We start from the raw sequence: 18,928 nt of genomic DNA, 5'->3' as shown, positions 1-18,928 counted from the left end.
CGCGGAGGCCCGTCCGCCCCCTCGCAGGAGGGGGCGGACGGGCCTCCGTCGTGCCGTGCGCGGCCTACGGGGTGCGCCCGGCCTCCTTCTCCAGCTGGAACGCCTCGTTGCCCAGGCCGATGCGAGCGTGGGTCTCGGGAGCGCGGGCGCGCAGGATCGCGCCCTGGACCAGCCCGACGACGAGGGCGAGTCCGATGACGCCGGGCAGGATCCAGCGCAGGGCGGAGTCGGGGCCGGCGCCGACCAGCACGTCGAAGTCCTTGACCGTGTAGCCCGCGATCACCACGAGGGCGAGTCCGGCCACCGCCGAGGTGACCAGGCGCCAGGCCTGCGCGCCCGCGGCGCCGCGCCGTACGAAGAAGACCACGACGGACAGTGAGGCGATGGCCATCAGGACGATGACGCCGAGCGCGCCGATGTTGCCGCCCCAGGTGAACAGGCGCAGCACGGGCGCGGTGGGGTCGCCGGCCGGCTTGTCGTCGGTGAGGGCGAAGGCCAGCACCAGGACGACGGCGACGCCGGTCTGCAGCAGGGAGCCGGTGCCGGGGGCGCCGCTGGCGCCCGTGGTGCGGCCGAAGGCGGCGGGCAGCAGGCCCTCGCGGCCCATGGCGAAGGCGTACCGGGCGACGACGTTGTGGAAGCTGAGCATGGCCGCGAACATGCCGGTCACGAACAGCACGTGCAGGACGTCCGTGAAGGTGGAGCCGAGGCGGTCCTCGGTGAGGAAGAACAGCAGGCCCGCGCTCTGCTCCTGCGAGGTGGGAACGATCGAGGCGGGGCCGGTGGCCACGGTGAGCGCCCAGCTGCTGAGGGCGAAGAAGACGGCGACGCCGGTGACGGCGAGGAACATCACGCGCGGCACCAGCACGTGCGGCCTGCTGGTCTCCTCCGCGTACACCGGCGCCTGCTCGAAGCCGAGGAAGGCCGCGATGCAGAAGCACAGGGCGGTGCCGACGCCGGCGCCGGTCAGGGTGTCCGGGTCGAAGGCGTGCAGCGACAGACCTTCCTTGCCGGGGTCGGCGACGGCGGCGATGTCGAAGACGACGACCAGCAGCACCTCGATGAGCAGCAGGACGCCGAGCACCTTCGCGTTGACGTCGATCTTCAGCAGGCCCAGCACGCCCACGGCGACGGCGGCGGCGAGCGCCGGTGTCCACCAGGCGACCTCGAGGCCGGCGTAGGTGGCGAGGAGGCCGGAGACCTCGAAGCCGAAGATGCCGTAGATGCCGACCTGGAGGGAGTTGTAGGCGACGAGCGCGACCAGGGCGGCGCCCGCGCCGGCGGTGCCGCCGAGTCCGCGGGAGATGTACGCGTAGAAGGCGCCCGCGTTGTGCACGTGCCGGCTCATCTCGGCGTAGCCGAGGCTGAACAGCACCAGCACGGTGCCGAGGACCACGAAGAGCAGCGGCTGGCCGACGATGCCCATCACCGCGAATGTGGTGGGCATGACACCCGCGACGACCATGAGCGGGGCGGTCGCGGCCAGCACGGAGAGCAGCAGGCCTCCCGTGCCGAGGCGGTCGGCCCGCAGGGCGCGCTCCTGCCCCTTGAAGGTGCTGATCCCGTCGGCCGGGGCTCTGTTGGCGCTCGAACTGTCCGTCGTCATCTCGAGACCGTCCTTGGTCGGTGGTGGGTGCGGAGGGCGGAGGCGTGGGGGTCAGGCCGTGCCCAGGGCGGCGGCGCGGGCGGTGCGGAAGACGGTGAGCCCGTCCCGGTCGGGATAGGACCAGGGGGCGGGCGTGGCGTGGTCGCCGATGCGGTGGAACAGCGCGGCGGCCTCGGCTCCCCGGCCCTCGCAGATCTTGGCGTGGGCGAGGAAGTTCAGGTCGACCAGCCGGCGGGGGTGGTCCTCGTGCTCCCACTCCAGCCACCAGTCGAAGGCAGCCTTCATCACCTGCCGGGCGCGGCGTCCGACCCAGTGGCCGGAGGCGACCGGGTCGGCGGGTTCGTGCCCGGCGGCGGCGAGGGAGCGGTAGCGCTCGGCGTGCGCGATGACCGGCAGGATGGCCAGCGGCGAGTCGGCGGGAGCCTGTTCGGCGGCCCAGTTGGCGAAGTCGTACACCTCGTGCAGCGGGTCGGGGCCCGCCTCGACGCGGCGCTCCGCGAGCCAGCCGACGACCAGGTGGTGGGCGTGGTGGTGGTCGGTGTAGCGGGTGCGGACCTGCTCGAAGACGCGGACCACGTCGCCCTCCGCGCCCAGGGAGCACTCCAGCATCAGCGACCCGAGCCAGGGCGTCGGGTCGTGGGGCATCAGCTCGGCGGCCTTGCGGCAGGCCTCGCGGACCCGGTCCGGCTTCTCCTTGCCGCGCAGGGCGCGCCGCACCTCGGCCAGCGCCAGGAGCACGGCCGCGTCACCGGAGTCGGGCTCGGCGAGCAGCCACTCGCGGGCCCACGCGGCGCAGTACGGCTCCCTCGCGAGCACCGTGATCCGGTGCCCGCGGCGGTCCCAGTCGTCCCCCGTCCTGACCAGCAGCGAGCGGGTGCTCTGCCACCGCCCCTGTGCCAGTGCGGCCCGCGCGGCGACGAGTTCGGCGTCGTCGAGGGCCTCGTCGAAGGCCGGTGCCGCTCGTTTGCGGGCACGGCCGAGGGGAGGCGGGGGTGGGGACACCGCGGAACTTCCTCACGCGCATCTCTTGTCAACGGCTCACGGCGGGTGGTCGGTGGCAGTGGTCGGCTGCCGAGTGCCATGAGCTGATCACGGACAGCAAACCGCCAGCCAACGGATCACGTCAAGGGCGTTTGAGGTGTTACACGCGTCAACTGCGTTCACAACTGGGCAACTTGTGGCCCCGGAGAGCGGTGTGCATGCCGTGGTCCCCTGGGTGCCGGAGGGGCGCGCTTGGCCGGCGGGACGAGCCGGAGTTCCATGGCGGTATGAACGAGAGCGGCAGGAGCGCCGACGAGATCCTCGACGTCGTCGACGAGCACGACCGGGTGGTCGGGCGGGCCCCGCGCGGCGAGGTGTACGCACGGGGGCTGCGCCACCGCTGCGTCTTCGTCCTGGCGCGGGACGCGGAGGGCCGGATCTTCGTCCACCGGCGCACGCCGGTGAAGCTCGTCTTCCCGTCGCTGTACGACATGTTCGTCGGCGGGGTGGTCGGCGCGGGCGAGGCGTACGACGAGGCGGCCCTGCGGGAGGCCGAGGAGGAGCTGGGGGTGAGCGGCCTGCCGCGCCCCTCACACCTGTTCACCTTCCTGTACGACGACGGCGCGGACCGGACCTGGTGGTCGGCGGTGTACGAGGTGCGCTGCGAGCTGCCGGTGCGGCCGCAGGCCGAGGAGGTGGCCTGGCACGCCTTCCTGACGGAGGAGGAGGTGGAGCGGCGGCTCGGGGAGTGGCAGTGGGTGCCGGACGGGCTCGCGGCGTACGAGCGGCTGCGGGCGTACCGGCGGGGATCACCTGCCGGGCGTGACCGGTAGGGTCACCCAGGTGATCGACTTCGTGCGGAACGTCCGGTTGTGGTTCGCCCCCGCCGAGGTGCGGGAGGACGGGGAGACGCCCGACTACCGCTTCTCGCTGGCGAACGAGCGGACGTTCCTCGCCTGGCTGCGGACCGCGCTCGCGCTGATCGGCGGCGGGTTCGCGGTGGACCAGTTCCTGCCCGGTCTGCGGTGGGGGTGGCGGGTCGGGCTGGCCCTGGCGCTGCTGGCGGCCGGTGCGCTGTGCGCGCTGCGGGCGGTCAACCACTGGGTGCGGTGCGAGCGGGCGATGCGGCGGGGGGAGGACCTGCCGGTGTCGCGGTTCCCGGCGCTGCTGAGCGTGGTGGTGGCGGGGGTGGCCGCCGTGATGGTCGTGGTGGTGCTGGTGGGGTGGGAGGCGTGAGGCCCGGGGCGCCGTCGCGGGCGCGGGGCGAGCGGGATCCGGGGTTGCAGCCCGAGCGGACCCGGCTCGCGTGGCGGCGGACGACCTTGGCCGGCACGGTGGTGGCCGTGCTGGCGGGGAAAGCCGGGCTGATGGGCGGGGCGCCGGCGGGGATGCCGGCGGCGGGGGTCGTGTGCTGCGCGGGGTGGGCGGGGGTGCTGCTGGTCGCCCACCGGCGGATCCGGGGGCTGGCGGCGGGCGGGGAGCCCGAGCGGCTGGCGCCTCGGTACGCCGCGGGGGTCGTGGTGTGCGTGCTGGTGACGGCGGGGGGCGGGGTGGGGGTGGTGCTGGGGTGAGGTTCTCCTCCCTCAGCACCACCCCGTTCCGGCCCTCCGGGCCTCGTCCTCAGGCGCCGGACGGACCGACGGTGATCACGACCTTGCCGCGGATGTGGCCCTCCTCGCTGCGGCGGTGGGCGTCCGCCGTCCTGTCGAGGGGGAAGGTCTCCTCGACGTGGACGGTGAGGACGCCCTGGTCGGCCAGGTCGGAGAGGGCGCGCAGGTCCGCGGGGTCGGGGCGGACGAACCAATAGGCGCCGCCGTAGTCGGTCACGCCGGGGTCGACGACCGACGCCAGGCGGCCCTCCGGGCCCAGGAGGTTCGCGGAGGCCCTGAGGGTGTCTCCGCCGACCGTGTCGACGACGGCGTCCACGCCTTCGGGGGCGAGGCCGCGGACGCGTTCGGCCAGGCCCTCGCCGTAGCTCACCGGCTCGGCGCCCAGCTCGCGGACGAAGTCGTGGTTGCGTTCGCTCGCGGTGCCGATGACCCGGGCGCCGAGGTGGGCGGCGAGCTGGACGGCGACGGAGCCGACTCCGCCGGCCGCCGCGTGCACCAGCACGGTCTCGCCCCGCCGCACGCGGAGGACGCGGTGCAGCACCTGGTACGCGGTGAGCCCGGCGAGGGGGATGCCGGCCGCCTGCTCGAAGGTGAGGCTGCGCGGCTTGGGGGCGAGGGCGCGTACGGGGGCGGCCACGTACTCGGCGCAGGTGCCGAAGGAGAGGACGTCCTCGCGGACGTAGCCGATCACCTCGTCGCCCTCGGCGAACTCGGGGACCGCCGGGCCCGGCCGGACGACCACGCCCGCGAGGTCCCAGCCGGGGATCACCGGGAAGACGGCCGGGAGGACCGCGTCGAGATGGCCCTGGCGGGCCTTCCAGTCGACCGGGTTGACGGACACCGCCCGGACCTGGACGAGCACCGAGTCGGGGCCGAGCTTGGGTTCGTCGGCCTCGCCGTACTCGAGGACCTCGGGGCCGCCGTACCGCGCGTAGCTGATCGCCTTCATGCGTCGACCTTCCGGGGCCGGCCCGCGTCCCGCAAGCCGAACGGTCCGATGTACGCCGTTCGGGCCGCCGGCGGGACCGGCGGCCCGGGGTGCTCCCCTATCGTGGACCCGATCACGTTTCGCTCCCGGTCTGGACGGCATACCGACCGGTCGGCATCATGGGCGGGTACTGCCCGCCTGCCCACAGGAGCGACGATGAGCCCCGACCACCCGCCAGGACTGGATCTCGACCGGCTGCGCGAGCTGCTCGAACGTGAGCGGCCCGGTCTGCTCGGCGGCCCGCTCTCCGGCCGGCTGATCGAGGGCGGCAGGTCGAACCTCACCTACACGGTCACCGACGGCGCGGCGACCTGGGTGGTGCGGCGCCCGCCGCTCGGCCATGTCCTGGCCACCGCGCACGACATGAAGCGCGAGCACCGGGTGATCAGCGCGCTGCACCCGACCGAGGTGCCGGTGCCGCGTCCGGTGCTGCTGTGCGAGGACGAGGAGGTGCTCGGCGCGCCGTTCTACGTCATGGAGTACGTCGAGGGCACCCCGTACCGCACGGCCGGACAGCTCGCGCCCCTGGGCCCCGAGCGCACCCGCAGGGCCGTGCTGAACCTGGTGGACACGCTGGTCGACCTGCACGCCGTCGACCCCGCCGAGGCCGGGCTCGCGGACTTCGGCCGTCCCGAGGGCTTCCTGGACCGGCAGCTGCGGCGCTGGGGCAAGCAGCTGGACGCCTCCCGCAGCCGGGAGCTGGCCGGCATCGACGAGCTGCACGCCGCGCTCGGCCGCGAGCTGCCCGTCTCCCCCGCGCCGACGGTGGTGCACGGCGACTACCGCCTCGACAACGCGCTGATCAGCGACGACGAGTCGGTCCGCGCCGTCCTGGACTGGGAGATGTCCACGCTGGGCGACCCGCTGACGGACCTCGGGCTGCTGGTGATGTACAGCAGCCCGCTGGGGATGCCGGACTCCCCCGTCTCCACCACCGCGGAGGCCCCCGGCCATCCGACGCCGGCCGAGCTGATCGAGCGGTACGCCGCGCGGTCGGGCCGGGACGTGTCGGCGGTGTCCTGGTACACGGCGTTCGCCTGGTTCAAGCTCGCCGTGATCCTGGAGGGCATCCACTACCGGTACACGCTGGGCCGGACGGTCGGGGCCGGCTTCGACCGCATCGGCGATCTGGTCCCGGTCTTCATCGAGCACGGTCTGACCACCCTTCAGGAAGGCTGACGAGACATGGACTTCGCGTTCGACGCGCGCACCGAGGAGCTGCGCGCCCGGCTCCTCGCCTTCATGGACGAGCACGTGTACCCCGCCGAGCGGGTCGTGGACGAGCAGCGGGAGCGGCTGTCCTCGCCGTGGGAGAACCCGCCGGTGGTGGAGGAGCTGAAGGCGGAGGCGCGCAGGCAGGGCCTGTGGAACCTGTTCCTGCCCGACGCCGAGTACGGCGCGGGACTCACCAACCTGCAGTACGCCCCGCTCGCCGAGATCACCGGCCGGTCCCCGCAGCTCGCCCCGACCGCCACCAACTGCGCCGCGCCCGACACCGGGAACATGGAGGTGCTGGCGCAGTTCGGGGACGGGCGGCAGAAGAAGCAGTGGCTGGAGCCGCTGCTCGCGGGCGAGATCCGCTCGGCGTTCGCGATGACCGAGCCGGACGTGGCCTCCTCGGACGCCACCAACATCACCACCCGCATCCGGCGCGAGGGCGACGAGTACGTCATCACGGGCCGCAAGTGGTACATCTCCGGGGCCATGCACCCGGACTGCAGGATCTTCATCGTGATGGGCAAGACCGACCCGGACGGGCCGGACATCCGCCGCCAGCAGTCCATGGTCCTGGTCCCGCGCGACACCCCCGGCGTCACCGTGAAGCGGGCGATGCGGGTCTTCGGCTACGAGGACCACTACCACGGCGGCCACGCCGAGGTGGTCTTCGACGAGGCGCGGGTGCCGGTGTCGAACCTGATCGGCGAGGAGGGCGGCGGGTTCGCCATCGCCCAGGCGCGGCTCGGCCCGGGCCGGATCCACCACTGCATGCGGCTGATCGGCATGGCCGAGCGTGCCATCGAGCTGATGTGCCGGCGGGCGGTGTCCCGGGACGCCTTCGGCAAGGCACTCGCCCAGCAGGGCGTGGTGCAGAACTGGATCGCGGACGCGCGGGTCGCGGTCGAGCAGCTGCGGCTGCTGGTGCTGAAGACGGCCTGGATGATGGACACCGTCGGCAACCGCGGCGCCCACACCGAGATCCAGGCCATCAAGATCGCCACACCGCGCACGGTCGTCGGCATCCTCGACCGGGCGATCCAGCTGTACGGCGCGGGAGGGGTGAGCCAGGACTTCCCGCTGGCCGAGCTGTACGCGGGCGCGCGCACGCTGATGATCGCGGACGGCCCGGACGAGGTGCACCAGCGGTCGCTGGCCCGCCGGGAGATCAAGAAGTACCTGTAGGCGGGGACCGGCTCGTCGGGTGCGCCCGGCGAGCCGGTGGCCGCTACGGGCGCAGGGCGCGCAGCAGGAGGTCGGCGAGGTGGTCGGCGACCTGCTGGGGGCTGAGCGGTCCGTCGGGGCGGTACCAGGTGGACAGGTGGTGCACCGAGCCGAAGTGGTAGTCGACGACCAGGTCGGCCGGGGTCGCCGTGGAGAAGACCCCCTCGCGCTGGCCCTCCTCGATCAGCGCGCGGAACCGCTCGTGGTAGCGGCGGCGCTCGGCGCGGACCTGCTTGTTCTTCTCCGCGCTGAGGTGGTGCATGGAGCGGAAGAAGATCGACGCGTCGTCGAGGTTCTCGATGGTGGTGACGACGACGTCCGCCGCCGCGCCGCGCAGTCGCTCCTCGACGGGCTCGTCGGCGTCGGCGAACCGGTCCAGGCGCTCCTGCTGGAGGCGCAGCACGCGCGCGTACACCTCGTGCAGCAGGTCGTCCTTGGACCCGAAGTAGTGGTACAGCGCCCCTTTGGTGACGCCGGCCGCCTCGACGATCTCCTGCACCGAGGTGCGGTCGTACCCCTGCTCGGCGAAGAGCCGGGTGGCGGCGGCCAGCAGCCGCTGCGGCACGGGGGTCCCGTCACCGTCCGTCGTTCTGGGCACTGTCGCCACCCGCCTTTCCGTGTCGCTGTCGGTCGTCGTGCGTCGGGGAACCCCGTCCCCGCCGGAGGATCTTCCCACTTCGCGGCCCCTCCTCCGTGAGGCACCACCCCCCGCCCGGTTTCTCCGCCGGTGCGGCGGAGGGCGCGGGCGGGTCCGCGCCGGAACCCGCCCGGTGGACGGGCGGGCGCCGGGGGCGTCGGTCAGCGGGTGGCTTCCCACTGCTGCTGGACCCGGTTCATGCCGGAGAGCCAGCGTTCGGGGTCGCCGGCGCGGGCGCGGTAGTACTCGGCGACCTCGGGGTGCGGCAGGATCAGGAAGCGGTCCTGCTCGATGCCGTCGAACAGGGCGTCGGCCACGTCCTCCGGCTCGATCGCGGTCGGCTTCAGCACCAGGTCGCCGGCGCTGCCGCTCGCGTCGAGCATGTCGGTGCGCACGCCCTGCGGGCAGATCGCGTGCACCTTCACCCCGCGGTGCCGGTACGTCAGCGACAGCCACTCGGCGAAGGCGTAGGCGCCGTGCTTGGTGACGCTGTACGGGGCGGTGCCGATCATGGTGAGCAGTCCGGCGGCGGAGACGGTGGAGACGAAACGCCCGCTGCCGCGCTCCAGCCACCCGGGGAGCAGCGCGTGCGCCGCGCGGACGTGTGCCATCACGTTGACGTCCCAGGACAGGGCCCAGTCCGCCTCGCGCAGCGGCTCGCCCGGCTCCCCGCCGTCGCGGCCGACGCCGGCGTTGGCGCAGTAGACGTCGACCGTCCCGCCGAGCGCGTCGCGGGCCTCCGCGACGACCGAGGAGGCGTCGCCCGCCACCGCGAGGCCGCCGATCTCCTCGGCGACGGCCTCGGCGCGGCCGGCGTCCAGGTCGTTGACCACGACGTGCGCCCCCTGCGCGGCGAAACGGCGGGCCAGCGCCGCTCCGATGCCGCCCCCGGCTCCCGTGACGACCACCTTCGCACCCTGCACGGCTTGCACCATCGGTCTCCTCCGACGCGGCTGGCAAACGGCTGACCGCGCCAGACTAACCGGTCGGTATGCCGGGAGGAAGGGGCGTTGCGCGTGGCGTCGGTCCGGCTCGTTCCCCGGGGCGGTCCGGCGCGCTAGCGTGCGTGGGCATGACATGTACCGCGATCACGGAGGTCACCGCATGAGGCTGTCCCGGCGAGGCCTGCTCGCCACCACCACGGCCGCGGTCGCGGCCTCCGCCGCGCCGGCCGCCGCCTCCGGCCCGGGGTCCGCGCACGGCGGCGGCCGGACCCTGCGCACCGGGTTCGAACGGCTCGCGGCGGACGGCTACGCGCTGCTCGACGGCCGCCGGGTGGGCGTGGTCACCAACCCCACCGGCATCACCCGCGACGTGCGGCACATCGTCGACGTCATGCACGCCGACGACCGGGTGAACCTGACCGCGGTCTTCGGCCCCGAGCACGGCTTCCGGGGGACCGCGCAGGCGGGCGGCTCCGAGGGCCGCTACGACGACCCGGCGACCGGCCTGCCCGTGTACGACACGTACCTGAAGAGCGGTCAGGAGCTCGCCGGCGTCTTCACGGCGTCCGGCGTGGACACGGTGGTCTTCGACATCCAGGACGTCGGCGCCCGCTTCTACACCTACATCTGGACGCTCTTCGACTGCATGGAGGCGGCGCGGCTCGCGGGTCTGCCGTTCGTGGTCCTGGACCGGCCGAACCCGGTGACCGGGCGGGCGGCGCTGGGTCCGGTGCTGCACAAGGAGTTCGCGACCTTCGTGGGCCGGCAGCCGATCGCGCAGGCGCACGGGATGACGGTGGCGGAGCTGGCGCTGCTGTTCAACGAGGAGTTCCTGACGGCGCCCGTCGCCCTGGAGACCGTACGGATGTCGGGCTGGAAGCGGTCGGACTTCCACGACGCGTCCGGGATGCCGTGGGTGCCGCCGAGCCCGAACATGCCGACGCCGGAGACGGCGCTGGTGTACTCGGGGACCTGCCTGTTCGAGGGCACGAACCTGTCGGAGGGGCGCGGCACCACCCGGCCGTTCGAGCTGCTGGGCGCGGAGGGCGTCGACGGGCGCTGGGCGGCCGCGGCGAACGAGCTGGACCTGCCGGGCGTGCGCTTCCGCGAGGCGTACTTCGCGCCGACCTTCTCCAAGTTCCAGGGCAGGACCATCGGGGGCGTGCAGCTGCATGTGCACGACCGCGAGCGGTTCGACCCGGTGCGGACGGGCATCGGCCTGCTGATCACGGCGAAGCGGTCGTGGGACGGCTTCGCCTGGCGTGCGGACAACTGGATCGACAAGCTCACCGGTTCGGCCCAGGTGCGCACGATGATCGACGCGGGCGCGGACACGGACGAGGTGGTGGGCGGCTGGCAGCGGGAGCTGGCGGCGTTCCGCCGGAAGCGGCGGGACCACCTGCTCTACCGCTAGGCGGCTGCCGGGCGGGCACGGAACGGCGGCGGGTCGCGGACGGCGGTCCGCCGCCGTCGCGTTCGCGCCCGCGGTCTCCGCGCGTCCACCCCTGTGACCTGCGCTTCCACTCCCCCGCATGCCGGTGCGCCGCGTTTCCCTGCCGGCGGACTCGCGATCGGTGTGCATATCGGCGTGGGGTTCAGGAACCCGTGGAAGCCGCGGGGAGTTCTCAGAGCGTCGGGGAAGGGCTGTTCCCCTGCCGGGAGGGGCGACGGGGCCCGTCACCGCCGGCACCCCGCGGACGACGACAACTGAAGTACGGGCCGAGGGAGTTGGTTCGGCGTTCCCGCGGCCGGCCGAGGGGGCCGTCGGAAAAGGATGGAGCCGAATCGCGTGCCGGCACGTCTACTCGGCGACGTCCGTTCGCGACGCCGAAGTGACCGGATTACAGGTGCAGGTGTGACGGAGGTGCAGGACGATGGCCGGTTTCCGAAGTCTGGCGAGACAGGTCCGAGATCCCCGGTGCGATCTGGCGCTGCGGCGCTACTCGCTGCGCAAGTGCCTGGAGCGGTTCGCCCCGTACGGGCACCGGGCGACCTGGGACCATCTGTGCTCGCGGGCCGGGTTCGATCCCGAGGACCGCTCCGTCGACCCGGTGCGGCTCGTGGCCGCACTGGACGAACTGGAGGAGGCCCGGGCGGTCTGGCTGGCCTACGAGGTGGAGTTCGCCGAGCGCCGCAGGAAGGAGAAGCACGACGGTCTGCGCAGGCCGGGCAGTGTGGACGACTGGCACCGGATGACCTGGGGAGGTTTCGGGGTCGCCTGGTGCGACGACCCGCGGGTGCACCCGACGGAGCCCCTGGCCGAGGTGCTGCGGCGACTGATCGCCGCACTGGAGCGTGAGCCGGGCTCGTCCTGCCCCGTGTGCCGGGGGGAACGGCTCGTGTGGCGCCACGACCTGGATCACGAACCCTCGGCGGGCCCGGTGTGCACGGACTGCGGCATCCTGGTCCCGCGCCCCGTGCTCACCCCTGCGGCCCTCGCGGAGTCCCGCCGCGCGAGGCTGCTGGTCTCCGCCTGACCCGGCGGAGACGGCGGACGACGGCGAGATCGACGAGCGCGACGGGTGACCGGCGACGGCAGTGACGAGCGGCCGGGGCGACGGGGGCACGGGGGTGCGCGCCGGGGAGGCCGCACCCCCCGCGCTCCGGGACGGCGGCGGGCGGTGAACCGGCCGTTCCAGGGCTTCGTCCTCAGGACAGCCCGTGGTGCTCGCCGAGAAGCGGCACGGCCCGCCTGCTGACGTACTGCGCCGAGCAGGGCCGGGTGCACGTCTCCTCCGGGGTTTCGGAGCGAAGTCCCTCGCACTGAGGGAGGACCCGCGCACCCTCCACTGGCGCGGTGCGCGGTCACCGCGTCGCCGCCCGGCTGGGCGTCCGGCGGGTCGGCGTCTTCGGCGAGGTGCACGGCGAGGGCGCGCCGGACCTGTCGTACGGCGCGGACGGGCGGCGCGACACGCTCGGGTGCGCCGTGTCCGCGGGGACCGGCGGCCGGGTGCGGTGGCTGAACGCGGCGGGACTCCTCGAGGGCCGCCTGCCGCCGGCGCCCCGCCCGTCCGCCGGCCCGTACGGCAGCGGACGGGTGCTGGAGCCGGCCGGGAGACGGCGTCGGGCGGGGAGCCGCAGATCCGGAAGGGCGTGCTGATCCGCCCGGTGACCGAGCGGCACAGCCCGGTGACCGGGGGCGTGCCGTCGCCGAGGCCGTGAGCCCGGCGCGCCTGACCCGCAGGGGCGGCACGAAGGACGAGTGCGCGACGGGGGCCGGGGCGGGGGGCGGGAGGCCTCGCGCCCTCAGTCCCCGGACGGCTTCCCGCGGTTCTCCGCCATCAGCCGGGAACCGGTGAGACGCTCGCCGAAGACGTCGTCGGGGTTGGACAGCACGCAGCCGTCCAGCGACAGACAGCCGCAGCCGATGCAGTCGGTGAGGTGGTCGCGCAGCCGGTTCAGCTGCCGGATGCGTTCGTCCAGTTCGGAGCGCCACGCCTCGGAGAGCCGCGCCCAGTCGTCGCGGGTGGGCGTGCGTTCCTCGGGCAGCTCGGCGAGCGCCTCGCGGATCGTGGCGAGCGGGATGCCGACGCGCTGGGCGGCGCGGATGAAGGCGACCCGGCGCAGGGTGTCACGGGTGTAGCGGCGCTGGTTGCCGGGGGTGCGCCGACTGCTGATCAGCCCTTTGGACTCGTAGAAGTGCAGGGCCGACACGGCGGCCCCGCTGCGGGCGGAGAGCTGGCCGACCGTGAGCTCGTGGATCTTCTCTGGAATCCGGTGCACTCCTCGGAGCCTACCCACCCCGCACGGCGGCCGGTCCGTTGACAGGGGCCGCACGGCCGACCATGCTAAGCAGTTGCTTAGGCATGCGCACGCGGATGCGCCTGCGACTACGTGACGCGAGAGGCCGGGACATGGCAGAGCCGAGGATCTTCACGTCCGTCGACGACCTGAAGGCGGCGGTGGGCGAACAGCTGGGGTACACCGACTGGCTGGAGATCGACCAGAAGCGGATCGACCTGTTCGCCGAGGCCACCGGTGACCACCAGTGGATCCACGTGGACCCGGAGAAGGCCGCGGCGGGACCGTTCGGCACGACCATCGCGCACGGCTATCTGACGCTGTCGCTGCTGCCGCTGTTCGGCCCGCAGCTGCTGTCGGTCGAGGGCGTGAAGATGGGCGTCAACTACGGCACCAACAAGGTGCGCTTCCCCGCCCCCGTCCCGGTCGGCTCGCGGCTGCGCGCCACCGCGACGATCAGCGCCGTGGACGAGGTGCCGGGCGGGGTGCAGGTGGCCACCGCGTTCACCGTGGAGCGCGAGGGCGGCGACAAGCCGGTGTGCGTGGCCGAGTCGGTGGCGCGCTACTACCTCTGAGCGGACCCGGTGTCCTTCGCCCCCACCATCCGGAGCACGAGGTCGGCGTAGAGCGCGCCGACCTGCTCCGGGGTGCGGGGCCCGTCGACGTTGAACCAGCGGGCCACGTCGATGCACAGGGAGAGCACGGCGAGGGTGGTGCCCGGCACGTCGGGGACGTCGAACTCGCCGGAGCGGACACCGTCCTCGATGATGCCGCGCACCTCGGCGTCGACCTGACGGCGCAGGCCGACGATCTCCGCGCGGGCGTCGGGGCCCAGCGAGTCCAGTTCGTACTGCACGACCCTGGCGGTGGTGCGGCCGCGTGCGTGCCAGCGGACGAAGGAGCTGACCGCGTCGGCGAGCCGCTCGGTCGCGGTGCCCTCCGCGTGGGCCGCGGTGCGCAGGATGTCCAGCGCCTTCTCGTGCCCGATGCGGCTGATGCGGTGGAGCAGCTCTTCCTTGGTCTTGTAGTGGATGTAGAGCGCGGCCGGGCTCATGCCGGCGCGGCCCGCGATGTCGCGGGTCGTCGTGGCGTGGTAGCCGCGCTCCGCGAAGGCCTCCACGGCGGCGAGCAGCAGTCGCCGGGCCGCGTCGGGCGTGACCTCACCCCACGGCTGCGCCTCACCGCCGGCCGTCTCCTCCGCCGTACTCATCGCTCACCCCATTCGCTGACAGGGTCGCCATCCTACCGGCAAGGGTGAGCGGGCGCTTAGACGCGTCCGCCGAGCGGGGGGTGCTGCTCCTGGGCGCCTCTGGGCGACGCGCCCCCGGTGCGGCGGGGCGGGGGTGTCCGCGCAGCCCGGCGCCTACGGGGCGCCTCCCCCGGAGGGGGTGTCCCCAGCGCCCACCCCCCGTAGGCGCGACCGGCCGACCGCGGCCTCAGAGCTTCTGCAGCGGGTCGTGCTCGGCCAGCAGCTTCTCCAGGCGGGCCTGGTCGACCCGGTTGACGATCTGCCCGGCCTCCTGGCGGTCGCGGATCACCTTGGCGAGGGTGAAGGCGGAGGTGACCAGGTAGAGGACCGCGATGCCGAGGAAGGCGCGGACCCACGCGTCCGTCTGCAGGTTGTAGATGCCGACGGCGGTGGCGCCGAGGGCGACGGCGAAGGATGCGACGGCCTGACCGTAGAAGGCGGCCGTGCTCTGCTGCTTGACCGGTGTCTCGCTCATGCGGAACAGGATCGGCGGATGTGGCCGCGGCCACATCCGCCCCGGTACTCAGGCCGTACTCAGTCCGACGGCCCCGCCCTCAGAACGCCGAGACCCCCGTCAGCGCTCGCCCGACGACCAGCTTCTGTATCTGGCTGGTGCCCTCGTACAGCGTCATCACCCGCGCGTCGCGCAGGAGTTTGCCCGCCGGGTACTCGTCGATGTAGCCGTACCCGCCGAACACCTGGAGCGCGTTGTTCGCGGCGCGGACGGCCGCCTCCGAGGCGAACAGCTTCGCCTTGGAGGACTCCACGGCGAACGGCTTCCCCCGGTCGATCAGATCGGCGACCCGCCAGGTCAGCAGCCGGGCCGCGTCCACGTCGACGGCGATGTCGCTGATCAGCTCCTGGACCAGCTGATGGCCCGCGATCGGCTTGCCGAACTGCTCCCGCTCCCCCGCGTAGCCCACGGCCGCGTCCAGCGCGGCCTGGGCGATGCCGACGCAGCCGGCCGCGACCGACATCCGCCCCTTGGCCAGGGCGGACATGGCGACCGAGAAGCCCTTGCCCTCCTCGCCGAGCATCGCGGACGCGGGCACCCGCACCCCGTCGAGGATCAGCTCGGCCGTGGCCTGCCCGCGCAGCCCCAGCTTGCCGTGCACGGCGCGGCGGGTCAGGCCGGGGGTGCCGGCGGGGACGAGGAAGGCGGAGACGCCCTTGTGGCCGGGGGCGTCGGTGGAGCGCGCGAAGAGCAGCACCACGTCCGCCCAGGTGCCGTTGGTGATGAACATCTTGGCGCCGTCGATGACGTACTCGTCGCCCTCCCGCACCGCCCGCGTGGCGAGACTGCCGGCGTCGGAGCCGGTGCCCGGCTCGGTCAGGCCGAAGCAGCCGACGTACGCACCGGAGGTCAGGCCCGGCAGCCAGGTCCGCTTCTGCTCCTCGGTGCCGTACGCGGCGATCGTCTTGGCAACCAGGCCGAGGGAGACGGAGACGATGCCGCGCACGGAGGAGTCGCCGCGCCCCAGCTCCTCGGTGACCAGGCAGTACGCGAGGTGGTCACCGCCCGAGCCGCCGTACTCCTCGTCGATCGTCAGCCCGAGGAAGCCGACCTCGCCGAGCTTCTTCACGATGCCCCGGTCGACCTCCTCCGCGCGGTCCCAGGCGGCGGCGTGCGGCGTGACCTCGCGCCGCACGAAGTCCCGGGCGAGCCGGCGCACGGCCTCCTGCTCGTCACTCAGCTCCAGGTTCATCCCGAGTCACCCCATGTGAGACGCGCGTGATCGTGTACGGATAAATTAGCACTGCTAGTTTAGTGCCGCAGCCCTACTATGTGCGCCATGGCCCGACCGCGCAAGCCCTTGCTCAGCACCGACCGGATCGTCGAGACGGCGCGTGCGCTGGTGGACGCGGAGGGGCTGGCCGCGGTCTCCACCCGCCGTCTGGCCGCCGAACTGGGAGTGAGCGGGCCGTCGCTCTACAACCACTTCCGCACCAAGGACGAGATCCTGGAGGCGGTGGCGGACTCGGTGAGCGCGCAGGTCGACCTGTCGATGTTCGAGGACGGCCGGGACTGGCGGACGGCGCTGCACGACTGGGCGGTGTCCTACCGCGACGCGCTGCGCGACCACCCCAACATCGTCCCGGTGCTGGCCCGCGGCCCCGGCCGTCGCCCGGCGGCGCTGCGGCTGGCCGACGCGGCCTACGGCGCGATGGTCGAGGCGGGCTGGCCGCCCGCGCAGGCCACGTCCATCGGCGCGCTGATGCGGTACTTCATCATGGGCTCGGCGCTCGGCTCGTTCGCCGGCGGCTTCGTGGACGACGCGAGCGCCTACGACCCCGCCGACTATCCGCACCTCGGGCAGGCGCACCTGCTGGCCGAGCAGCAGGAGAAGATCGACGAGCGCGCCTTCGAAACGGGCCTGACGGCCCTGCTGGACGGCCTGGCCCTCCAGTACGAGCAGGTACGGCAACGCACCTGACGGCGCCGCCCGGACACGTCGGCGAGCGCCGAACCGTCCCTGCCGCATGCTGGAGGGCATGACCTCCAAGGACCCCAGGGCGGGCGCGCTGGCACGGCTCGCCGGGCTGGTCGCGGACGAGACGCGGGCCGCCTGTCTGCTGGCGCTGCTGGACGGGCGGGCCTGGACGGCGGGTGAGCTCGCCCGGCACTGCGGGGTCGCCGCGTCCACGATCAGCGAGCACCTGGGCAAGCTGGTCGGCGGCGGGCTGCTGACCGAGGAGCGGCAGGGACGGCACCGGTACGTGCGGCTGGCCGGCGTCCGGGTCGCGCAGCTCGTGGAGGACCTCACCGCGCAGCTCGCCCCGGACGCCGCCGAACCGCCGCGCGGTCTGCGGCAGTCGGGCGCGGACTCCGCGACGGCGCGCGGCCGCACCTGCTACGACCATCTCGCCGGACGCCTCGGCATCACCGTCACCGACGCCCTCACCGCACGCGGACTGCTGCGCCAGGACACGGGGTTCGCGCTCACCGACGCGGGGCTGGACTGGTTCGGCGCGCTGGGCGTGGACCTCGGCCGGCGCGGACGGCGCCCGCTGGCCCGCGCCTGCCTGGACTGGACGGAGCGGCGCCCTCATCTCGCGGGAGCGGCGGGCGCGGCCCTGTGCCGGCACGCCCTGGACCAGGGCTGGTGCGTGCGGATCGGCTCCGGGCGAGCCGTGAAGGTGACCGGGGCCGGGGAGCGGGCGCTCGCCGGCCTGCTCGGGATCGACGCGGCCGTGCTCCGCTGAGGCGGAGGCCGACGCCCGGGCGTCCCACCTCGTCGCCCGGTTCCTCGACCGGCGCACCGACGCCTGCGGCGGCGACGCCGGCCGGACCGGCGTGAAGCTCTCCGCACACCGGCGGCGCGAGCGCCTTCACCGCGGACGCCGAACCGCCGGCCGGCCACGGCCAGTCGCCCGAGCGGCCCGGTGACGGCGACCTGGCGTGTCCCCTTCCGGCCGGCCCGGAAGCCGGCGCGGGCGCCGAGGACACCCTCGCCGCGTTCACCCGCTTCCGCGCGTACGACCGGGGCTCCGTCGTCGCCGGCCACGGGTTCACGCGGGAGAGCGGCGACGGCCTGATCGAGCGCGGACCGGCCGGCGCGGGAGCCTTCGGGGCGCCCTGCATCGCCGCCCCGGACCCGAGGGAGCGCTTCGCCCACGGCCTCCCGCCCGTGGCGCGTCAGAAGATCACCAGGGCGCGGCCTCCCTTGCCGGCGAGCATGGTGTCGAAGGCGGCCGGGATGCCGTCCAGGGTGATCCGCTCGGTCACCAGGGCACCCAGGTCGAAGGCGCCGGAGCGGATGTGCCCGGCGAGGACCGGGAGGTCGCGGGCGGGGTCGGAGTTGCCGTAGACGCAGCCGGCGAGGGTGCGGCCCCAGTGGAAGATCTCCAGGGCGTGGAAGGAGACCTTCTCCTCCTTGCCGCCGATGCCGACGACCGTGGTGCGTCCGCCGCGCCGGGTGGACTCCCAGGCGGTGCGGATGGTGGTCGCCCGGCCGACGCACTCCACCGCCACGTCCACGCCCTGCTTCCCGGTGAGGGCGCGGATCTGCCGGGCGGTGGCGTCGGAGGCGACGACGTAGTCGGTGGCGCCCGCCGCGCGGGCCAGTTCCTCCTTCTCGGGGGAGACGTCCACGGCGACGATCGTCCCGGCGCCCGCGATCCTGGCCGCCTGGAGCGCGGCGAGACCCACTCCCCCGACGCCGAACACGGCGACGGTCTCGCCGGCGCGGACCCGGGCGGCGTGGTGGACCGCGCCGTAGCCGGTGAGGACGGCGCAGCCCAGCAGGGCGGCGTCGGCGAGGGGGACGCCGTCCGGGGCGGGCAGCACGCAGGGGCCGGGCACCACGGTCTCCTCGGCGAACGCGGCCACGTTCAGGCCCGGGTGCAGGTCGGTGCCGTCGTCGGCGCGCCGGGCGTGCACCCGGGCGGCGCCGTCCAGGGCGTGCGCGCACAGCCACACCTCGCCGCGCCCGCAGGCGGGGCAGGCGCCGCAGGAGGGCGCCCAGTTGAGGACGACGCCGTCTCCGGGTGCGACATGGGTGACGCCTTCGCCGACGGCGACGACGGTGCCGGCGCCCTCGTGGCCGAGGACGGCCGGGACGGGCAGGCGCATGGTGCCGTCGGACAGGGAGAGGTCGGAGTGGCACACCCCGGCGGCGGCGAGGCGGACGCGCACCTCGCCGGGTCCGGGGTCGGGCAGGTCGACGCCGGTGATCTCCAGCGGGGCGCCGACGGCGGGCAGAACGGCGGCTCGTACGGCCATGGCGGTCACG

20 protein-coding genes and 1 pseudogene are annotated in these 18,928 nt (G+C 73.9%); 11 read left to right on the top strand and 10 right to left on the bottom strand.

Features of this window, described 5'->3' with window-relative positions:
* Window positions 1–64 precede the first annotated feature (64 nt).
* Both ACIQ8B_RS10435 and ACIQ8B_RS10430 read right to left on the bottom strand, forming a co-directional pair.
* Window positions 65–1,606 (bottom strand): APC family permease, encoded by a 1,542-nt coding sequence (locus ACIQ8B_RS10435; protein ID WP_403546440.1) that lies wholly within the window; start codon window positions 1,604–1,606, stop codon window positions 65–67.
* Window positions 1,607–1,657: 51 nt separating this feature from the next.
* Window positions 1,658–2,608: a hypothetical protein gene (locus ACIQ8B_RS10430; RefSeq protein WP_290008330.1), complete on the bottom strand. Its 951-nt coding sequence runs from the start codon at window positions 2,606–2,608 to the stop codon at window positions 1,658–1,660.
* Between the two features lie 266 nt (window positions 2,609–2,874).
* Between ACIQ8B_RS10430 and ACIQ8B_RS10425 the strand changes: the two genes are divergently transcribed.
* Genes ACIQ8B_RS10425 through ACIQ8B_RS10415 form a run of 3 tightly spaced genes read left to right on the top strand, consistent with a single transcriptional unit; the run spans window position 2,875 to window position 4,158 of the window.
* On the top strand, window positions 2,875–3,420 hold the full coding sequence (locus ACIQ8B_RS10425) for an NUDIX domain-containing protein (RefSeq protein ID WP_290008327.1): 546 nt from the start codon (window positions 2,875–2,877) through the stop codon (window positions 3,418–3,420).
* 10 nt (window positions 3,421–3,430) lie between these two features.
* The gene (locus ACIQ8B_RS10420) at window positions 3,431–3,823 is read left to right on the top strand and encodes a YidH family protein (protein WP_106416490.1); all 393 of its coding nucleotides are present in this window, start codon (window positions 3,431–3,433) and stop codon (window positions 3,821–3,823) included.
* 44 nt (window positions 3,824–3,867) lie between these two features.
* Complete coding sequence (locus ACIQ8B_RS10415; RefSeq protein WP_403546439.1) at window positions 3,868–4,158, top strand: DUF202 domain-containing protein; 291 nt, start codon at window positions 3,868–3,870, stop codon at window positions 4,156–4,158.
* 49 nt (window positions 4,159–4,207) lie between these two features.
* Here ACIQ8B_RS10415 and ACIQ8B_RS10410 read toward each other — a convergent pair whose 3' ends face one another.
* Window positions 4,208–5,146, bottom strand: a complete 939-nt coding sequence (locus ACIQ8B_RS10410) for an NADP-dependent oxidoreductase (protein WP_403546438.1) — start codon at window positions 5,144–5,146, stop codon at window positions 4,208–4,210.
* Between the two features lie 195 nt (window positions 5,147–5,341).
* Between ACIQ8B_RS10410 and ACIQ8B_RS10405 the strand changes: the two genes are divergently transcribed.
* Both ACIQ8B_RS10405 and ACIQ8B_RS10400 read left to right on the top strand, forming a co-directional pair.
* Window positions 5,342–6,364, top strand: coding sequence for a phosphotransferase family protein (locus ACIQ8B_RS10405; protein ID WP_403546437.1), 1,023 nt, complete (start codon window positions 5,342–5,344; stop codon window positions 6,362–6,364).
* A gap of 6 nt (window positions 6,365–6,370) precedes the next feature.
* Complete coding sequence (locus ACIQ8B_RS10400) at window positions 6,371–7,585, top strand: acyl-CoA dehydrogenase family protein (RefSeq protein WP_403546436.1); 1,215 nt, start codon at window positions 6,371–6,373, stop codon at window positions 7,583–7,585.
* 43 nt (window positions 7,586–7,628) lie between these two features.
* Here ACIQ8B_RS10400 and ACIQ8B_RS10395 read toward each other — a convergent pair whose 3' ends face one another.
* Window positions 7,629–8,222 carry a TetR/AcrR family transcriptional regulator gene (locus ACIQ8B_RS10395; protein ID WP_106414960.1) on the bottom strand — a complete coding sequence of 198 codons (594 nt, stop codon included), beginning with the start codon at window positions 8,220–8,222 and terminating at the stop codon, window positions 7,629–7,631.
* Between the two features lie 200 nt (window positions 8,223–8,422).
* Entirely contained in the window at window positions 8,423–9,196 is a 774-nt protein-coding gene (locus ACIQ8B_RS10390; protein WP_290008312.1) for an SDR family oxidoreductase, read from the bottom strand.
* A 169-nt stretch (window positions 9,197–9,365) separates the two neighbouring features.
* On the opposite strand from ACIQ8B_RS10390, the gene ACIQ8B_RS10385 reads away from it, so the two are divergent.
* The 3 genes and pseudogenes from ACIQ8B_RS10385 to ACIQ8B_RS10375 form a co-directional block, all read left to right on the top strand.
* The gene (locus ACIQ8B_RS10385) at window positions 9,366–10,619 is read left to right on the top strand and encodes an exo-beta-N-acetylmuramidase NamZ domain-containing protein (RefSeq protein ID WP_403546435.1); all 1,254 of its coding nucleotides are present in this window, start codon (window positions 9,366–9,368) and stop codon (window positions 10,617–10,619) included.
* Window positions 10,620–11,079: 460 nt separating this feature from the next.
* Window positions 11,080–11,682, top strand: coding sequence for a hypothetical protein (locus ACIQ8B_RS10380; RefSeq protein WP_403546434.1), 603 nt, complete (start codon window positions 11,080–11,082; stop codon window positions 11,680–11,682).
* A gap of 203 nt (window positions 11,683–11,885) precedes the next feature.
* Window positions 11,886–12,408: pseudogene (locus ACIQ8B_RS10375) on the top strand (RNA ligase (ATP)); the annotation flags it as partial.
* A 43-nt stretch (window positions 12,409–12,451) separates the two neighbouring features.
* Here ACIQ8B_RS10375 and soxR read toward each other — a convergent pair.
* The gene (gene soxR / locus ACIQ8B_RS10370) at window positions 12,452–12,928 is read right to left on the bottom strand and encodes a redox-sensitive transcriptional activator SoxR (RefSeq protein WP_290008305.1); all 477 of its coding nucleotides are present in this window, start codon (window positions 12,926–12,928) and stop codon (window positions 12,452–12,454) included.
* 131 nt (window positions 12,929–13,059) lie between these two features.
* Here soxR and ACIQ8B_RS10365 point away from each other — a divergent pair, with 131 nt between their 5' ends.
* A complete protein-coding gene (locus ACIQ8B_RS10365) occupies window positions 13,060–13,521 on the top strand; it encodes a MaoC family dehydratase (protein ID WP_290008303.1) in 462 nt (153 codons plus the stop codon).
* On the opposite strand, the gene ACIQ8B_RS10360 is transcribed toward ACIQ8B_RS10365, so the two are convergent.
* The 3 genes from ACIQ8B_RS10360 to ACIQ8B_RS10350 all read right to left on the bottom strand — a co-directional run bounded on the left by ACIQ8B_RS10360 (window position 13,512) and on the right by ACIQ8B_RS10350 (window position 15,901).
* Window positions 13,512–14,156 (bottom strand): TetR/AcrR family transcriptional regulator, encoded by a 645-nt coding sequence (locus ACIQ8B_RS10360; RefSeq protein ID WP_106414954.1) that lies wholly within the window; start codon window positions 14,154–14,156, stop codon window positions 13,512–13,514. The two genes, ACIQ8B_RS10365 and ACIQ8B_RS10360, sit on opposite strands and share 10 nt — an antisense overlap.
* A 226-nt stretch (window positions 14,157–14,382) precedes the next feature.
* The gene (locus ACIQ8B_RS10355; protein WP_106416489.1) at window positions 14,383–14,670 is read right to left on the bottom strand and encodes a YiaA/YiaB family inner membrane protein; all 288 of its coding nucleotides are present in this window, start codon (window positions 14,668–14,670) and stop codon (window positions 14,383–14,385) included.
* 79 nt (window positions 14,671–14,749) lie between these two features.
* Window positions 14,750–15,901, bottom strand: a complete 1,152-nt coding sequence (locus tag ACIQ8B_RS10350) for an acyl-CoA dehydrogenase family protein (protein ID WP_403546433.1) — start codon at window positions 15,899–15,901, stop codon at window positions 14,750–14,752.
* An 87-nt stretch (window positions 15,902–15,988) separates the two neighbouring features.
* Here ACIQ8B_RS10350 and ACIQ8B_RS10345 point away from each other — a divergent pair, with 87 nt between their 5' ends.
* Window positions 15,989–16,630 carry a TetR/AcrR family transcriptional regulator gene (locus ACIQ8B_RS10345; protein WP_106414952.1) on the top strand — a complete coding sequence of 214 codons (642 nt, stop codon included), beginning with the start codon at window positions 15,989–15,991 and terminating at the stop codon, window positions 16,628–16,630.
* A 58-nt stretch (window positions 16,631–16,688) separates the two neighbouring features.
* Window positions 16,689–17,399, top strand: coding sequence for an ArsR/SmtB family transcription factor (locus ACIQ8B_RS10340; RefSeq protein WP_403546432.1), 711 nt, complete (start codon window positions 16,689–16,691; stop codon window positions 17,397–17,399).
* A 433-nt stretch (window positions 17,400–17,832) separates the two neighbouring features.
* On the opposite strand, the gene ACIQ8B_RS10335 is transcribed toward ACIQ8B_RS10340, so the two are convergent.
* The gene (locus ACIQ8B_RS10335; protein WP_403546431.1) at window positions 17,833–18,918 is read right to left on the bottom strand and encodes a Zn-dependent alcohol dehydrogenase; all 1,086 of its coding nucleotides are present in this window, start codon (window positions 18,916–18,918) and stop codon (window positions 17,833–17,835) included.
* Window positions 18,919–18,928 lie beyond the last annotated feature (10 nt).

This window comes from Streptomyces sp. NPDC096105 (assembly GCF_044763335.1).
GTDB lineage: Bacteria > Actinomycetota > Actinomycetes > Streptomycetales > Streptomycetaceae > Streptomyces.
This window is presented reverse-complemented; position numbering and strand designations above follow the sequence as displayed.

Bases quoted from the DNA above. Each gene is read 5' to 3' on its own strand.
- ACIQ8B_RS10410 (WP_403546438.1), bottom strand. From the start codon at position 5,146: ATGAAGGCGATCAGCTACGCGCGGTACGGCGGCCCCGAGGTCCTCGAG.
- ACIQ8B_RS10350 (WP_403546433.1), bottom strand. From the start codon at position 15,901: ATGAACCTGGAGCTGAGTGACGAGCAGGAGGCCGTGCGCCGGCTCGCC.
- ACIQ8B_RS10435 (WP_403546440.1), bottom strand. From the start codon at position 1,606: ATGACGACGGACAGTTCGAGCGCCAACAGAGCCCCGGCCGACGGGATC.
- ACIQ8B_RS10390 (WP_290008312.1), bottom strand. From the start codon at position 9,196: ATGGTGCAAGCCGTGCAGGGTGCGAAGGTGGTCGTCACGGGAGCCGGG.
- ACIQ8B_RS10425 (WP_290008327.1), top strand. From the start codon at position 2,875: ATGAACGAGAGCGGCAGGAGCGCCGACGAGATCCTCGACGTCGTCGAC.
- ACIQ8B_RS10405 (WP_403546437.1), top strand. From the start codon at position 5,342: ATGAGCCCCGACCACCCGCCAGGACTGGATCTCGACCGGCTGCGCGAG.
- ACIQ8B_RS10360 (WP_106414954.1), bottom strand. From the start codon at position 14,156: ATGAGTACGGCGGAGGAGACGGCCGGCGGTGAGGCGCAGCCGTGGGGT.
- ACIQ8B_RS10385 (WP_403546435.1), top strand. From the start codon at position 9,366: ATGAGGCTGTCCCGGCGAGGCCTGCTCGCCACCACCACGGCCGCGGTC.
- ACIQ8B_RS10340 (WP_403546432.1), top strand. From the start codon at position 16,689: ATGACCTCCAAGGACCCCAGGGCGGGCGCGCTGGCACGGCTCGCCGGG.
- ACIQ8B_RS10380 (WP_403546434.1), top strand. From the start codon at position 11,080: ATGGCCGGTTTCCGAAGTCTGGCGAGACAGGTCCGAGATCCCCGGTGC.
- ACIQ8B_RS10355 (WP_106416489.1), bottom strand. From the start codon at position 14,670: ATGAGCGAGACACCGGTCAAGCAGCAGAGCACGGCCGCCTTCTACGGT.
- ACIQ8B_RS10345 (WP_106414952.1), top strand. From the start codon at position 15,989: ATGGCCCGACCGCGCAAGCCCTTGCTCAGCACCGACCGGATCGTCGAG.
- ACIQ8B_RS10365 (WP_290008303.1), top strand. From the start codon at position 13,060: ATGGCAGAGCCGAGGATCTTCACGTCCGTCGACGACCTGAAGGCGGCG.
- ACIQ8B_RS10400 (WP_403546436.1), top strand. From the start codon at position 6,371: ATGGACTTCGCGTTCGACGCGCGCACCGAGGAGCTGCGCGCCCGGCTC.
- ACIQ8B_RS10335 (WP_403546431.1), bottom strand. From the start codon at position 18,918: ATGGCCGTACGAGCCGCCGTTCTGCCCGCCGTCGGCGCCCCGCTGGAG.